The sequence below is a fragment of the Levilactobacillus yonginensis genome, assembly GCF_964065165.1.
In the GTDB taxonomy this organism is placed as follows: domain Bacteria; phylum Bacillota; class Bacilli; order Lactobacillales; family Lactobacillaceae; genus Levilactobacillus; species Levilactobacillus yonginensis_A.
Genome location: NZ_OZ061549.1, coordinates 93195 through 109444, shown reverse-complemented (window position 1 = coordinate 109444; position 16250 = coordinate 93195). Strand labels below are relative to the sequence as shown.

14 protein-coding genes and 1 riboswitch are annotated in these 16250 nt (G+C 46.0%); of the genes, 7 read left to right on the top strand and 7 right to left on the bottom strand.

Annotated features, from left to right (window positions below; all coding sequences use genetic code 11):
• The first annotated feature begins 320 nt into the window (after positions 1–320).
• Both AB3Y94_RS00680 and pgmB read left to right on the top strand, forming a co-directional pair.
• Positions 321–3032 (top strand): glycoside hydrolase family 65 protein, encoded by a 2712-nt coding sequence (locus AB3Y94_RS00680; protein ID WP_367294694.1) that lies wholly within the window; start codon positions 321–323, stop codon positions 3030–3032.
• A 13-nt stretch (positions 3033–3045) separates the two neighbouring features.
• Positions 3046–3717, top strand: coding sequence for a beta-phosphoglucomutase (pgmB, locus tag AB3Y94_RS00675; protein WP_367294693.1), 672 nt, complete (start codon positions 3046–3048; stop codon positions 3715–3717).
• 660 nt (positions 3718–4377) lie between these two features.
• Here the strand turns inward: pgmB and AB3Y94_RS00670 are convergent.
• Entirely contained in the window at positions 4378–5148 is a 771-nt protein-coding gene (locus tag AB3Y94_RS00670) for a Cof-type HAD-IIB family hydrolase (RefSeq protein WP_367294692.1), read from the bottom strand.
• A gap of 148 nt (positions 5149–5296) precedes the next feature.
• On the opposite strand from AB3Y94_RS00670, the gene AB3Y94_RS00665 reads away from it, so the two are divergent.
• Positions 5297–5944, top strand: a complete 648-nt coding sequence (locus AB3Y94_RS00665; RefSeq protein WP_367294691.1) for a deoxynucleoside kinase — start codon at positions 5297–5299, stop codon at positions 5942–5944.
• Between the two features lie 48 nt (positions 5945–5992).
• Here AB3Y94_RS00665 and AB3Y94_RS00660 read toward each other — a convergent pair whose 3' ends face one another.
• The 3 genes from AB3Y94_RS00660 to metK form a co-directional block, all read right to left on the bottom strand.
• Complete coding sequence (locus tag AB3Y94_RS00660; protein ID WP_367296457.1) at positions 5993–6316, bottom strand: DUF960 domain-containing protein; 324 nt, start codon at positions 6314–6316, stop codon at positions 5993–5995.
• Positions 6317–6393: 77 nt separating this feature from the next.
• Entirely contained in the window at positions 6394–7863 is a 1470-nt protein-coding gene (locus AB3Y94_RS00655; RefSeq protein WP_367294690.1) for an MDR family MFS transporter, read from the bottom strand.
• Between the two features lie 273 nt (positions 7864–8136).
• Positions 8137–9336, bottom strand: a complete 1200-nt coding sequence (gene metK / locus AB3Y94_RS00650; protein ID WP_367294689.1) for a methionine adenosyltransferase — start codon at positions 9334–9336, stop codon at positions 8137–8139.
• Positions 9334–9453, bottom strand: a riboswitch (SMK box riboswitch). Its footprint overlaps the gene before it by 3 nt.
• A 129-nt stretch (positions 9454–9582) precedes the next feature.
• Here metK and AB3Y94_RS00645 point away from each other — a divergent pair.
• Both AB3Y94_RS00645 and AB3Y94_RS00640 read left to right on the top strand, forming a co-directional pair.
• Positions 9583–10290: a hypothetical protein gene (locus tag AB3Y94_RS00645; RefSeq protein ID WP_367294688.1), complete on the top strand. Its 708-nt coding sequence runs from the start codon at positions 9583–9585 to the stop codon at positions 10288–10290.
• A 101-nt stretch (positions 10291–10391) separates the two neighbouring features.
• A complete protein-coding gene (locus AB3Y94_RS00640; RefSeq protein ID WP_367294687.1) occupies positions 10392–10736 on the top strand; it encodes a hypothetical protein in 345 nt (114 codons plus the stop codon).
• Between the two features lie 90 nt (positions 10737–10826).
• On the opposite strand, the gene AB3Y94_RS00635 is transcribed toward AB3Y94_RS00640, so the two are convergent.
• Complete coding sequence (locus AB3Y94_RS00635; protein ID WP_367294686.1) at positions 10827–11423, bottom strand: hypothetical protein; 597 nt, start codon at positions 11421–11423, stop codon at positions 10827–10829.
• Positions 11424–11745: 322 nt separating this feature from the next.
• Between AB3Y94_RS00635 and AB3Y94_RS00630 the strand changes: the two genes are divergently transcribed.
• Together AB3Y94_RS00630 and AB3Y94_RS00625 are read left to right on the top strand one after the other, a co-directional pair.
• A complete protein-coding gene (locus AB3Y94_RS00630) occupies positions 11746–12066 on the top strand; it encodes a heavy metal-binding domain-containing protein (protein ID WP_367294685.1) in 321 nt (106 codons plus the stop codon).
• Between the two features lie 410 nt (positions 12067–12476).
• The gene (locus AB3Y94_RS00625; RefSeq protein ID WP_367294684.1) at positions 12477–13049 is read left to right on the top strand and encodes a matrixin family metalloprotease; all 573 of its coding nucleotides are present in this window, start codon (positions 12477–12479) and stop codon (positions 13047–13049) included.
• A gap of 1620 nt (positions 13050–14669) precedes the next feature.
• Here the strand turns inward: AB3Y94_RS00625 and AB3Y94_RS00620 are convergent.
• Both AB3Y94_RS00620 and AB3Y94_RS00615 read right to left on the bottom strand, forming a co-directional pair.
• The gene (locus tag AB3Y94_RS00620) at positions 14670–15722 is read right to left on the bottom strand and encodes a GH25 family lysozyme (protein WP_367294683.1); all 1053 of its coding nucleotides are present in this window, start codon (positions 15720–15722) and stop codon (positions 14670–14672) included.
• On the bottom strand, positions 15722–16240 hold the full coding sequence (locus AB3Y94_RS00615) for a hypothetical protein (RefSeq protein WP_367294682.1): 519 nt from the start codon (positions 16238–16240) through the stop codon (positions 15722–15724). The genes AB3Y94_RS00620 and AB3Y94_RS00615 overlap by 1 nt, the downstream gene beginning before the upstream one ends.
• Positions 16241–16250 lie beyond the last annotated feature (10 nt).

The following is a 16250-nucleotide window of genomic DNA, read 5'->3' as shown; positions in this document are numbered from 1 at the left end:
CGTAACCACCGCAGCTAATGCTATTTTATTTCAATCAACTTAAACTTATCCATTCTAGAGTCTGAGACGTAACCGTGTCAGACTCTTTTTGTGTCAAATATTTTCAATTGATTCCGCTAAGCTACGTTGAGACAACTAGTAAGGCACTTTACCCATCTAAGCCAAAGTACTGCAATCGGTTGCAATTGCGCCGTTTAGCCATTTATGAGTAAAATTATTTTTAACAAATTGAAGGGGATTAATTGCTTATTGTCTGATGGTAGCCTAAGATAAATAGTGAAGAATACGCTAACATTTAGCAGAAAGGATGACGAATTAACTTGAAAATCATTACATTACACGTCTTAGATGACTCCTTAGAAGTCAGTTACCAACCCGCTGATCGGTCCGGGCAACGTCAATTTATCATTGCTTATAATGCCGAACAAACCATCGGTGAGAACCTTGAAAATTTACGTCTCAAACTCGCTGGCTTGGATGTGAACGCTGCCATCGTTGACAACGCCCTCAGCTACCCGTTTTCAGATACGGTCGTCGGCATCAACCACCAACGCATCGACATTGGCCTGGCTATCACCAACATGCTGAACATCCCCGTCGTTAGCAATCAGGCCATCGCTGAACATGGCCTGACCCAAGCTTTAGCTGCCAAGCGCGACTATCTTAGCTGGCACCTTGATTATTACGGTCAGTATACTGGCAAACGCAACTATGGTCAGGAAGCCATGTTGACCGTTGGTAATGGATTCTTCGGTCTCCGTGGGGCTTATACGGAAGCTCATGCTGACGCGGATAACTATCCCGGCATGTACACGGCAGGACTCTATGATCAACTGACGACCAATCTCAACGGCCGGCAGGTTAAAAATGAAGACTTGGTCAATTTACCAAACGCCCAGGCCCTCTCATTTGGTGTCGACCATCAAAATCCTTTTCAAATCAAAGCAGCCGATATTCAAGATATTTATAGAAGCCTGGACTTGCACACTGGCACGCTGACAACCACCATGATGGTTCAACTTTCAACTGGTCATGCACTACGGATTCGAACCTCTAAATTAGCCAACTTCAAAGATTGGCACCGGCTCGCAATTAAATACGAGATTACGCCCCTCAATTTTGCCGGTACCTTACAGGTCTACTCTACCATTGATGGCGGCGTCGTTAACGGTAACGTTGCACGGTACAACGCCTTTGACCAGCATCATATTCAGGTTACCGGTACCAGTCAACAACCGGACCGGATTTTCCTGGAAGGTGAAACGCGCTCTTCGCAAGTTCACTTCGCCATTGGTTCGCATCTCAGTGGCCCCGGTGACGCATTAACTGCCCCGGCCAACTCACCCGTCGATGGCCAACAGGTTCGGCAAATGCGCTCCGTTAGTGTTGAACCGCAGCATACGTATACTTTTGAAAAAAACGTCGTCCTCTTCACCAACCGTGAAACCACTCGTGACCTTCTAGAAACAGCTACGACTGACTTACAGTCTGCTTCCTATGATGACACGCTACAAAGTAGTACCCATTACTGGAAGCAGCGTTGGGCAGACGCTGATATTCAAATCGAAGGCGATATTACCTCGCAAAAACTGACCCGTGTTAACCTCTACCACCTATTCTCAGCCGTTCAAGCCATTCGTTCCGGTAAAATTGATGCCTCTATCAATGCCCGAGGACTTGACGGTGAAGCGTACCGGGGCCACGTCTTTTGGGACGAAATGTTTGACCTTCCCGTCTTCACGCTGCATGATCCAAAATTAGCACGACAGCTACTCATGTACCGGTACCGCCGCCTGCCCGCTGCTAAAAAAAATGCACAGGCGGCTGGCTACGCTGGTGCCATGTATCCTTGGCAATCCGGTGAAATTGGCGATGAGCAATCGCAAGTTGTCCACCTAAATCCCCTCACCAATACCTGGGATCCTGACTACTCCTCATTGCAACGTCACGTTTCCCTAGCCATTGCTTACAATGTCATCATGTACACGCGCATTTCCGGTGACTTTGACTTCATGGCGAAGTACGGTTTGGAAATGCTACAAGAGATTGCCCACTTCTGGTTGAGCAAAGTTAAACTTGACCAATCCAATCACCGTTACACCATCGACAAGGTCATGGGCCCCGACGAATTCCACGAAAATTATCCAAATTCTGATACAACTGGCCTGGCCAATAACGCCTACACCAATTTAATGGTCGCTTGGTTGTTTAACCAGTTGGTACAAATTCGCCAGCAACTTTCGAAAGAAACGCTGACAACGGTTGACCAAAAGACGGCCGTCACTCCAGAACTTTTACAAAAGCAGGCCGACGTGGCACAACATCTTAAGTTGGACATCAATAGTGACGGCATCATTGGCCAATTTGAGGGGTACTTTAAGCTCCCTCGCCTCGACTTCGGTAAGTACCGGCAAAAATATGGCGACATCTCCCGGATGGACCGCATTCTGAAGGCGGAGGGAAAGACGCCCGATGCCTACCAAGTGGCCAAACAAGCAGATGCCCTAATGGCGTTCTATAACTTAGATGCGCCTCAGGTATTGGCCTTGCTGAAGCAATTAGGCTATGACTTACCGCAACAGGCGCTGTTGAATAACCTGCAATTCTACCTAGATCGCACCACTCACGGATCCACCCTCTCTCGTATCGTGTACGCAGCGTTGACCGCTATGGCTGGAAATATGGATCAATCATGGCGCTTCTTCTCACAAGCTTTGTTCTCTGACTACTATGATATTCAGGGTGGCACCACCGCCGAAGGCATTCACCTTGGTGTTATGGGCGCCGTCACGCTGATGTCTACCCGGTTCTATGCCGGGGTTGACTCACTTGCTCCTGAGTTAACGGTCAACCCCCATCTGCCAGCAGCTTGGCAGCGTGTGCGGTTCCACCAACTCTTACGAGGAACCCGATTCACCTTCAACATTGACCATCACAAAATTACCGTGACGGCCGATCACACAGCCACCATCAAGGTTGGCACCCATTCTGTTTCACTTAAACCCGATGTTTCGCAAACTATTACCTATTAAGGAGTGTTTTTACATGACAAAATTTGCTGATATTAAAGGATTCGTCTTCGACCTCGATGGGGTCATTACTGATACCTCAATCCTCCACGGAACCGCTTGGCATCAACTTGCTGACAGTCTTGGCGTTGCTTGGAGTAAAGAACTGGGTGACGGTCTCAAGGGTATTAGCCGGATGGACTCTTTGGAAATGATTCTAAAGGCTGGTGGGAAGGAAAATGATTACACCCAAGCCGAGAAAGAAAAATTAGCCGCTCAAAAGAACACCAATTACGTCGCTGAAGTCGACAAGATGACCCCAGCCAACATTTTACCCGGCATGAAGGACTTTCTTGATAGCCTCCGGGCCAAGGGCTACGACCTATCATTGGCTTCTGCCTCAAAGAACGCGCCACGCGTGTTAGGCAAGTTACAACTGGCCAATTACTTCCCTAAAATCGTCGACCCCGCTACATTGACACATGGTAAGCCAAATCCAGAAATCTACACCCGTGGTGCTGAACTCCTGAACCTTCCACCAGAACAATGTATTGGTGTGGAAGATGCTGCCGCTGGGGTCGCCGCCATCAACGCGGCTGGCGAAGTTTCCTTGGGCATTGGTGATGCCAAGGAACTCGGTGCTGCTGACATGGTCTTTAGCAATACGGCTGAAGTTACCCTGGAAAACATTGAAAAGAAATTAGGCTAAGTTGTCCATTTAGATTAATCACTTAGTCATTAAGGGTTCGAGACAAAAGTCTCGGACCCTTTTTGCGCTCCGAATGTCTATGTTTGAAACGTACGTCAAAAAGGCAGTCAATTCCGCCTAACCTCGCTAGACAAACAACCTAAGACCGAGATTACTCGGCTAGCAATATTAATGTTCATTGACTAACCGCCCTCTGTCTCACCCCACTTTCTACCCTGATGGCCTAAATTAACGACTCATTTATTACTAACGAAATCCAACCCTCATTTGTCGCCCACTTTGGAACATTTTAAGGCTGCTTTACGTGTCCATTCCCCCGAACAAAAAAGCCATGGCCACTGCCATAGCTTTTCCCTAAAACAAATTGAACTAGTTAGCTGCCGACAGTCAGCGGTTGCGTCTGACCACCTACGACTCGCTTCCTGGGCTATTAGTCATAACAATCGTAGGTTGAGCACTCTCCCAACATGGCCAACAATTATCAGCTAAACTACTAGGTTAGCTGTGTTGGGCTCAGGCTTAGAATCAGGCCCAACTTATAGACATGCGATTTTCGTGACTTCAAAACGAACGGACACTGTTTTGAAGCCGGAACGTCATCACAACAGGTCCTAACCTAGTATTCGAAGTGCGGCTATTCACATCCATCCTGATGCTCACCTACTTGATGAGACCAAAGTGCCGGAGACCATGGACGATGCCATCCGTGGTATTCGTTGTTGTTACGTACGCAGCCTTCGCCTTGGCCTCGGGAACACCGTTGCCCATGGAAATAGGCACGTCGACCTCATCAAACATTTGGAGGTCGTTGTAACCATCCCCGAAGGCATAGGTCTTAATTCCCTGTAAGCCAGCTTGCTCAATCAACGTGCGAATACCAGACTGCTTGCTAACGCCGTGAATCATAGTGTCTAAACAACGCGGATTATTGCGTACGAGATCCAGCTTACCTGCAAACCTTGCCTGGTAAGCTTGGTCCTTATCTCGATTAAAGACGTTCAAAAAATTAATTTCTTGATTCTGATACCAATCAGCTTCAACCACCGGATTCAACCGCAAGAGCTGAAAATTCTCCGATGTATCAGCATTGGCTTGACTCAACCGAAACCCCTGGCTGGTATAATAAGCCAACGGGTCCCCTTGCTCGTTCGCAAACGCTGTGATATCATTTAGCGTCTGCTGGTCAATTACGGACGCGGTCAGGCGTTTGCCCTCTAACTGGACATAGCTGCCATTGGCCCCAACCACAGAATTAATTCCCGTGGCGTCTAAAACATATTGAATCTCAAAAATGTTTCTTCCAGTTGCGATAACTGGTAAAATATGATGTTGTTGCATCTCGTGAATAGCGGCGATGCTGGCTGGCAAGACGTTCTTGTCGTCGTCAAACAACGTACTATCTAAATCAAAAAAGACAATTGCTTGATACATACCATAACCTCCTAATCAACAACTCTATGGTTCCATTATACAGCCTAACCAAAGTTAACGAAATGGAGAAAAATCTGTCTGGCAGATGTAGTACAGAGCATTTTTATGGTACACTATATCTTGTATTTCTAATTAAAGAGGGGCTATCATGGTGATAATTACAGCTGGAATGATTGGTGTCGGTAAAACGACCCTTACTGGAAAGATTGCGACACACTTGGGAACTCAGGCATTTTTCGAGCCCGTTGGTGACAACCCTGTGCTGCCACTTTACTACCGGGATCCTAAGCAATATGGTTTCTTACTGCAAATTTACTTCTTGAACAAGCGTTTCAGTATGATCAAGCGAGCGCTCGCCGACGACAACAACGTCCTCGACCGTTCCATCTACGAAGATGCCCTCTTCACGCGCGAGAACAACGCTGAAGGGAACATCACGGACACTGAACTTGAGGTCTACTTAAACCTCCTCGACAACATGATGAATGAACTGGACGAACTGCCAAAGAAAGCGCCAGACTTGTTAGTTTACGCCGACGCTGACTTTGACACAATCCTTCACCGTATCAAGAAGCGCGGTCGTGACTACGAACAATTCGATAACAATCCAGAACTGGAAAGTTACTACAAGAAGATGTGGACCGCCTACCAAGGTTGGTTCGCCGATTACGATATTAGTCCTAAGATCAAGATTGACCTGCAAAAGTACGACTTAGACGTACCTGGCAACACTGACCTTGTTTTAGCACAAATCGATGACGCTTTAAAAGGTATTCGTTCCAACGCTACTGTTTAAGAACTTTAAAAAAGACCACAAGCCATTCCGGCCTGTGGTCTTTTTGTCTTATCTATCAGCTGTTTCAGATGGTAAAAGAATAATCTGACTGTCACCATCGTCATAAGCTAGAACCGTATCCGGGAGTTCTGGGGTATAACCAAATTCGGTATCAAACCCCGCCCGTAACGTCATCTGTTTGTCGTCCGTTTGAACATACTCGAACGTTGTATTGCCCTGATTGTTGTGCAACTTAAACGTCAGCAGGTTATCCAACGGAAATAGCCCTTGGAGGTCGCGGTCAATAATCTGCCAAACGGCATCGATCATGTCACCAGGCATGGCCGCAACGGTACCATAGCTGGCATACCGCGCATGATTGGTTTCAAACATCTTCTCGCCTCCACTTTCGGTCATTTACTACTATTATAGCGTAAGTTATTTGAAAACGGGAATATTTACGCTCACCCTTAAGCAACGTCCCGCGTGCTTCGACGGTCTAAGATATTTACCAAAAATGAAATAACAATGAGTAAGGCGCCCGCAATAAAAATAGCGTGTAGCCCCTGGTAAAGAATCCCATGCAACGTCGGTACCAGTTGCGTTGGCAAATCCTTAGCCGTCTGTGGATTGATCAATTTATTCATCATTGCCATGGTTGTACCCGGATGACTGGCTACACCACGAGTCATTGCAACGTTCATAATAATTCCAAAGATAGAAACCATGATGGTCTGTCCCAGTGTTCGTGCTAACGTGTTGAATGAGGTAGCGACTCCCACTTCGTCAGTAGCCACGTGGCTTTGTACGGTCACCGTGGTCGTAGTAATGGTAATTCCAAACCCGGTCCCACAGATGGCCGCAATCACGAAGAAACTCCAGAATGGCGTACTCATAGGCACAACCGCCATCGTAGCCGCACCAATGATCACCAGTGTCAAAGCAATATTAACAATCTGATATGGAGAGCGGTCTAACAACAGTTTACCTGCAATGAACGACCCGACGATCCACATCAAAGAACTGGGCGTGATAGCAAACCCCGCTTGAGACGCTAACAGACCAAGAAGGCCTTGCGTCCAGGTTGGTAAGTACACTTCAAACCCCATGATAAAGCCACTGAGCAGTGCCGCAATTAAATTTTGAATAACAAACGTGCGGTCCTTAAATAATGACATGGGGATCAAGGGATCCGCCACCCGCCGTTCCTGACGGATAAACAGTCCAAACGCTACAATTGCCACGATAAAACCTACAACGACCCAAGTCAGACTAATACCACCGTCACCCAACAACTGGAACGTTAACATCATGGCTAGTAACCCAACTGAAAGCCAGATACATCCACCCCAGTCCATCGTAAACGCCTTGCGTTGCGTAGACTCGTTAAGATTGAACCAAATCAATGCCATAGTGACCAAACCAATGGGAATGTTGATGAAAAAAATCCAGTGCCAAGAAAGTTGGTCAACGATAAAACCACCCAGTAACGGGGCAACCACAGCCGCTATTCCCCACGCTGAGCCGTTTAATCCCATGACCCGGGCCCGCTTCTCAACTGGATAAATGTCGGCTAGAATCGTAAATGAGACGGGCATAATGGCGCCTGCCCCAATTCCCTGAAGAGCCCGCCAAGCAATTAAAGTCTCCATGCTATGGGACATCCCCGACAGCATCGATCCCAATACGAAGACGAACAACCCAACCAAGAAGACGAGTTTACGACCCACTGTGTCAGCCAACTTGCCATAAACAGGAGTGGCTAATGCACTGGTTAACAGAAAAATTGAGAAAACCCAGTTCATCAAAGCCACCCCGTGCAAATCACCGACAATGGTGGGCATAGCGGTCGAGACGATGGTTCCCTCAATGGCGGACATAAAAGTTGCGACGAAGACAGCACCGGTAACAATACCAACGTTAGTTTGTTTCTTAACCATAATTTCCTCCTACCGTTGGCCCCGCCACACAACGTATTTGAGTGGCCAAAAACTGCCACTTCCCAATTTCTATTCGAGATAGTAATAGATTAATTATCAGGGGTAATCCTTGAAATATCAAGAGTTTAAGCTTAATTATTTTACCAGCCGTTCCCCAGGCCACGCCGATTACGATGCGAAACAGCCGGCCAACTACTGGTATCTTCTCTTAATGGCAACTAAAAAGTTCCGGTCACCCCCATGGGCAATCGGAACTCTTACAAGTTTTAAAAATTATTTCGTTGCAACTTCACAGGCCGCCTTTAAAGCATCGACCTTATCAAGGTGTTCCCAAGGTAAATCAATGTCAGTCCGACCAAAGTGGCCGTAAGCAGCAGTTTGCTTGTAGATTGGCCGTTGTAAGTCGAGCATCTTGATGATTCCGGCTGGACGAAGGTCAAATAGGTCACGGACAGCCGCGGACAACTTGCTTTCTGCCACGGTCCCGGTGCCAAAAGTGTTAACGTAAACGGAAACAGGTTCGGCCACACCAATAGCGTAGGCAATCTGCACTTCACATTCGGATGCCAACTTGGCAGCAACAATGTTTTTAGCAATGTACCGTGCTGCGTAACTAGCAGAACGATCAACCTTCGTGGCATCCTTCCCTGAGAAGGCCCCACCACCATGGTGAGCAGCTCCACCGTACGTATCAACGATGATCTTTCGACCAGTCAAACCAGCATCCCCTTGGGGACCACCAATAACAAACCGACCAGTTGGGTTGATGAAGTATTTCGTCCGATCATCAAGCAAATTGGCAGGAATAACTTCCTTAACCACCTGATCAATCACATCTTGACGAATTTGGTCTAACGTCACGTCAGGATCATGCTGCGTGCTCAGAACCACCGTATCGACCCGCATTGGCTTGTCATTATCGTCGTATTCGACCGTAACTTCAGCCTTAGCATCTGGTCTTAGGTAGTCAATCTCGTTAGTTTTCCGCAACTTAGCGATCCGTTGCATCAAGGCATGGCTCAGCATGATTGGCAGTGGCATGAGTTCAGGTGTTTCGTCAACTGCGTATCCAAACATTAACCCTTGGTCACCGGCACCGATTTGGTCCAGTGGATCCCCGTCACCCTTCCGCGTTTCTAAGGAATCGTCGACCCCTTGCGCAATATCAGGTGATTGTTCATCAATAGCAACTAAAACGGCACAGTTGTCACCGTCGAAGCCATATTGACCGTCCGTGTAGCCGATTTCTTTAATTGTTTGGCGAACGACCTTTTGGATGTCGACGTAGGCCTTGGTGGAAATTTCACCAAAGACCAGGACGAGACCCGTCGTAACGGAAGTTTCACAGGCAACCCGTGAATCGGGATCTTGTGCAAGTAACGCGTCTAAAATGGCGTCACTGATTTGATCAGCGATTTTGTCTGGATGGCCTTCAGAAACAGATTCCGAAGTAAATAAATGTCTTTCTTGCAATGGATATTCCCCCTAGATAGTGTTGACGGCAAGTTGACCGATAATCTCGTCGCCATTCGGTTACAAGGCAGCTTCACTAAACTCGTGAATCCTATCGGGAATTGACTCATAACTCAAGAAGTTTAACATAAACCAGGCTGATTTAACAAGGAAGGGCTGTGAATTTTCAAAAGAAACGTTGACCAAACCCACAATTTTCACTAAGATAAAAGGCAATACTATAACCAGTCGAAACGGAGCGATTCCATGACCACACTCATGGCCTTCTTTAAAAACCGCACAGTGCAACAATTATTCATCTTTACTCTGTGTCAAAATATTCTTTGGTGGATTGCTGGTTCGACGGCTTCCACCGGTAATCCTTTAGGAACCGACGTCAAGTTCTTCCTATTAGTGTATGGCGTTTTTTTGGCAGCCGGTTACTTCTTGATTCTAAAGCGACACTTTCAAACGACGGTTGGACCAATTCTCGTCGTTGCTGCGGGGACTATGGGCTTTCTCGCCGCCCCTCAAGCTCACCTGGTACAACTTTTTGCCCTTCTGATCTGCATCTTTCTCGTATTAGCTTGTATTCCACAACTAGGTCTGCAATCAGTCTACGGTCTAGTCGTCTTTAGTTTTCTCGCTGGTTTAGGGGTCCCCGTGGTCCTGTTCTTTCTCAGAAACCACTACCTGGCTGTTCAATTTCTCACACCATTAATCCCGTTAATGGCCAGCTACCTGGCATTCTTTGAGCCGTACTACGTCACGGGCACGCAAGACTGGCGGCGACGTTTGATTACCCCATTGATTTTCGTGCTCACGCTATTCTGGTTACCATTCAGCTGGCACATCGTTCTGATTATTCTACTAACAGCCGCTCATTGGTGGCTCCAAGGTCGGCTGAATCAGCGCTACCGTTTGGTCACGACTGGGATTTTCCAACTGATTGTTGGTTTATTAATCCTTCTGTAACCCCAGTCTTTTAAAGTTTCGCTAAACTCCATCATTGAACACTCGTTTCACCCGCAAGCTGTGCTAGAATGGGGCATCATCTAGTTAATGGAGGAACGGAAATGACGGAAATCAAAGTGATTGGCGACATCTTAAGCGGTAAGTTTCAGCCTAGCTTAACCGGAAATCAAATTGTAGATGCGGCCCTAATTGATCACTTTTGTCAAAATTTGGCAATGGCTTTACAACTCACTGGTGACACTATCCAAGCTGAACACCATTGGGATCTGACGATTGACCCCAATGTCATCTACCTCATTGATGCTCAAATTTTACGGGTTAGCGGCCATCAAGGAGGCAACGGGAACGTTATCCCGGTTAGCCACACGGACTTGCTCCGTGGACAGATTACAGCCACTAAGCAACGATTAATTGCCCAAGACTCACTACACTATTCTGTTAACTAATTGGTCCAGCCATCATCCGGTTGGACTTTTTTGTTTTTCCGATTAATCAGAACCTTATACCAGAGGACGAACATCGACCCCAGTGACTAGCTATGTCAGGTCAGCAATCCGAAAATTAGGGCCCTGAGGCCAGTCCTTCACTTGATTGATTTGTTTTTGCAGTTGCATCAGTCCCTCATCGACTAACACTCTTTTTCCATTTATAAAGAATTGCGTCTTCTTCCAATATATCCGCGTCTCTACAATCGTAAAGGAGCGGCGAATGCGGTACCCCACTAACGGATAGAAAAGGGTTTCTACTAAATCTCCCTCCTCAGCTTGGACAAACCGGGCATCTCGCAACCGGTCCTTCGTAAAACTGTGCTTGCGGTGAGACTTTCGGTCCCATACCTCCAACTGATAGTCCGTTCCCAAAACGTCAATTAGTTTTTGGACGGGACCCGCAAAGAAGTTGAGCCGAAAGTAGGTCAAATCGCGAATATCTTCATAGAGTAGATGTTGATTTCGAAATTCTGTCCACCCCGCTTCAGGGAGATAGTCATACAAAGCTTGTTCGGATCGCTTACATGCCATGACATTTTTCTGATGAGCTGCTCCGAGCTTAATGGCTGTGTGATCAAACGGTGATGGGGCTGCTTCTAAATTATGGCCCCCCATATCAGATTGAAGCTTCGTATTCTTATTCATGAATTCTCCTCATCGCTGCCCTTAATAGAAGCTGACGATAGAATTAAAGATAGCACGTTCAGCTCGAACTTAATAGTCCGAGTTATTAACAATCCGCACTTCAAAAATCCTTAAAATTAGACTTGTCATCAAAATAATGTATCTTATTTCCACAGGGCTTCTATTAGGCTGCATAAACAGCCAAATGGCTCCGCCTTCATGCACTTTTGTCATATAAATAGACTAATTGAAGAGATTAAACTTATTTTTCCTTTAGCCAGTTGTCGTTGCTATTCCTGCCGTATATGGGTATATTAACTACATCATCAAAGGAGGAATTAGCATGCCAGATATTTTAGTCACAACAACCGAGAATATTCCCGGCCGTCAATACGAAGTAATCGGTGAAGTCTTCGGGCTCACTACTCAATCCAAAAACCTGATCAGAAATATTGGGGCCTCACTAAAGAACGTTGTGGGTGGCGAAATCCGCGACTACACCAATATGCTCGACGAGGCCAGAAACGTTGCGGTCGATCGGTTACGTCAGAATGCGGTAAATATGGGAGCAGATGCGGTCGTTATGATGCGTTTTGATTCCGGTTCCATTGGGACAGATATGCAATCCGTAGCCGCTTATGGGACCGCCGTGAAATTTATCTAATCTTTCGGATTTTATCCGAAAAACTAGCCACTTTCGCCATTGTGTTGCATGCAATGTTCGTTACACTTCGAATTAGTTGCCGAAATATACCAACAATCCAGTCAGATCAGTCGCTAAACTGCGGCAGACCGGGCTGGATTTTATTTTGGCCAAAAAAGTTAGATTGAACACCCGGTTACGTAGTTATCTTTATAGCCACAACCGTTGATGTGTAACCATTCTTCCCCACACAAAAGGCTTTCTGGGATAACATTTGTCCACAATTGAATTATTGTCCCCTAGAAACTATCCATACTCGCTTATGTGTCCGTCCAACTCCTTTGGTACCCGTTCTATACTTATGTCAGTCAATAAGATAGCAAGCAATTGAAAAAGAGATAATTCGGATTTTAAGAAAGCGGGTATTCATCATGTTAGAAAAAATTATTAAAGGGACAGTCTTAATCGTCGCAACCATCGTCTTAACCTTAGCAGCATGTAGCTCAACCATCTTCGCCGCAGCCAAAGCACCTGTTACACCTTCATGGGGTAGCTGGAAAGACACCACGATTACATACAAGACCAGCAAAACTTCCTCTTACTACAAAGGTGTTTGGAAGGACGCCGTTAAGCGTTGGAACAAGGTCGGCGTTGTTCAATTGAAAGCTGCTAAGAGCGGCGAAAAAGCTGACATCACCTTAACTTCTTCCGCTTCACTGAGCACTAAGAGCGGCAAGTTAGCCGGTTACACTAACTACTCATACATCAACAAAGGTAACAATGATAACCAAATTGTTTCCGCTAAGTCCACTTTAAACCGTAGCTTACTTACTAAGTACGGTTACACCAAGAACCAACGGACAAACGTTGCTACTCATGAAATTGGCCACGCCCTCGGCTTGAGCCACTCATCCAGTAAGAAGAGTGTTATGTACGCATCCGACCGTTACGCATCCATTGACCACCAAGACAAGGTTGGCTTGGACGAAGCTTACGGCGAATAAGAATAAAGTCTCTATCTAATATTGACATAGCAATACCCGCAAAAGCCTAGCCGTCCCGCTAGGCTTTTTTGATGCACTGAATTTTGGATTTCTATCAAACAATTGCTCGGTGGTTTAGTGACAGAGAAACCTACAAAATCTCTTGAATCCGCCAAGTGGTCAAGCTTGCTCTCTTATCGGATTTACCCCCCTCACTTAATCGTACTAATCATTGTTTAACTCATAAAGGCCAGCTAAACACACCTGGATCGAAATGAACCTAATAATTCAACCACCCGAAATCTTAAGATGAAGGCAGCCATTAGAAATTACCTTTACGTAATCGCAGCACTTGGTTTGCCAATCGATTTCCTCACCCTTTAAGATTTCCCTGACCGGAGTTACCAAAATGAACAGCAAACAATTTAGCCAAAAGTCGTACTTGTAAAAATAGCGCGCTATTTTCCTCTCTAAACGTTTTTTCTACATTTAGGTATACTTCCCCAAAATAGATATAAAAGTCGCTGTCCTGTCAATTATCGAGGTCGATTTTTGATATATCTGTCATTTTCACGTGCTATTTATGCGATAGCTTTCCATACCATATAAAAAAACCTCATTCACCAGTTACAGAACCGATGGATGAGGATTTTGAGTTAAACTAAAATTCAAATTGAAGAACTTTACCAACCAGATACAGCTGAGCCAAGGTAAACAATCAGTGATCAGCACTCCACACAGCATTCAAACCTTGCTAAGCACCTCCTGAGACGATTTAGCTTAGTCCTAACCAAACCATTTTAAAACGCTTCTACTGCTGTGTAATCCAAATTTAGGTAGCTTCTGTTGAATAGTTACCTAGTTGATTCCCTTTCTGCCATCGTACCGAAGAGCCCCCTCAGCCAGGTACTAGGAAACCTAAAACAGTTTTCACAGAGGCAACTGCGAACATGTCACAGTTCAACAACCCTGCATACTCAATTCTTTGTCTAATAACCAATACATAGCAGCCGCTTTACTACACATTACCGCCCCCGTTGTCAGGTTCTCACCCAACAGCTGGGGCGTACCGATCATATCATGCATGATGGTCGCACCATTCAAGTACCATTACTACAGCTGTTGAAACATAGCTAGTACGGCTTACCATCCTTAAGAACAAAAAAAAGCCATTGCCGAATGCAATGACTCCCGAGATGAAACTTCTTATACCGGAGGTGGGGACTGGATAGAGCTTTCTATCCTTGGTATAAAGGCATTCCATTTATGGATGGGCGTTTTTTGGGTGATTTTTTTCTAAAAATATTTCTTTATACCAATTTATACCATCTGATCCGGATTCCAGATAACCCCATTAGGTCATCAACTTTTCTTCTATTATAGTGCACTATTCTGATAGACGAGATTCCATCTCAATCTTTCGGTCAAGCGCCTTTTTGGCCCTCTCCTGCAAATGCGCGATGGCAATTTCCTCTGTTTCCTACGTGGTTCATGAATAGCCGCCAATCGAACGACTGTTCTCGAATCAAATTAAAGTCGTTGTTAGATACAATCAGTACCGGTCGCCATCCTCGTTGTTCATCGTTAAAACGTAAACACTCAAAAAGCGCCCACCCCGTCAGGAGTGAGCGCCTTCGTGTGTTACTTGATAAAACTGTTAATCTTTTTGTTGCCACTAATAAATAATCCATTAGCCAACTGAATCCGAGTTGTATATCCATACTTGACGATCTTAGCGACATCAAATTCAGCGCCGGCTGGCTGCCAGTCCACAACATGTTTGAGGGCCTTATCTTTGTACCGATGAGTACCGCGTACAGACTTCACTCGTTTGACATCACCACCAGCCACATAGTAAAGTCGATTTACATTGTCTTGGTTAGACGTGATATAGTACCCGTTGGCCAACTGGAACCGGGTAATTTTACCATAGGTTACCACTTTAGCAATCGCAAATACGGTGCCGGCCGGGAAACTGTCTACTTTGTGTTTGAAGGCAACATCCTTGTAGCGATTAATTGGCGTCCGGGCATAGATCATCTTGGGATTGTATCGGTAATAGATGGCCTTCTTCGGTTTAACCGCCTTGGTTGCGGTGCCGTAGTAATAGTTAGAGTACATCTGGGACACATCAAATGTTCCATAACAGCCCGGGAAGTGCATGCTTGATGTCCATTGCCAACCATTATATCCGGTATAGAGCTTAAATCCTGACGGGTTATAAGGGTAGTTAGCTACCCAACCACCACGGCCCGAGTTGTTCAATGGCACTGAATTAATCCAGCTACCCATCGTATAGACATCCGTTTTGGGATAGCCCATGCGATGAACTTCGTTAATCCAGGCCTTAACAATTTTAGAGTTCTGATTCCAACCAGAGTTGGTGGCTTCAAAGTCAAGTACGATCACACTGCTCTTGCCCAATCCTGCCTTAAGCGCACTTCGGGCTGCCATCTGGGCTTCGGCCTTAGCCCCAGCCACTGTCGTAAATCGGGCAAAGTGATAGCCGTTGACGTGTAAGCCAGCAGATACCGCGTTACGAATGCTTTGCTTGGCCGTTTGGTCAGTGAAGTACGTGCCTTCGGATAGCTTAGCTATCATGGCTTTGACACCATACTTTTTCATTGAACGCCAATTGGCAACGGTCATGATTCCATTGTTATTGGACGTATCCACAACATCATAATGCGGCATTACTTCACATCTCCCTCCGTAGCGGCCACGTCTTCTGGCACATCTAAGGGTGCTGGTTCAGCGGGCACTGTCGCAGCTTGCTTGTCCAGTTGTGCTTGTTTATCAGCGAACGTTTGCTCTGTGTCCGCCAGAGCGGCATTGTATTCAGCCTGTTTTGCTTGGGCTTTCGTCTCCGTCGTGGTCATCGACTGATACGCTTTTTCGATGGCTGCTGAAATAATTGCCGGTGCCAGACTGTCATGACCAAATACTTTCATTTGGCCTGTTACATCAGCAATCGCCTGCTCACGCTTTTCTTCCCCTGGCATTTCATAATTAGTGGCCACCTGGTTGACAGCACTGAACGCTAATGTGTCTAACAGTCCCAACACTTCGCGTTGAGTAGCGGACTTATTCGCCACAATCTTGGTCTTTAAAGCAGGATTGATCCGGGTAAACCAGCCAACTAAGGCAAAAATTAAGACACCTAAGATACCGGTGTCGTTGAGTAATTTAATAATCTTCGTAAATTCATTCATGCTTTTTCCT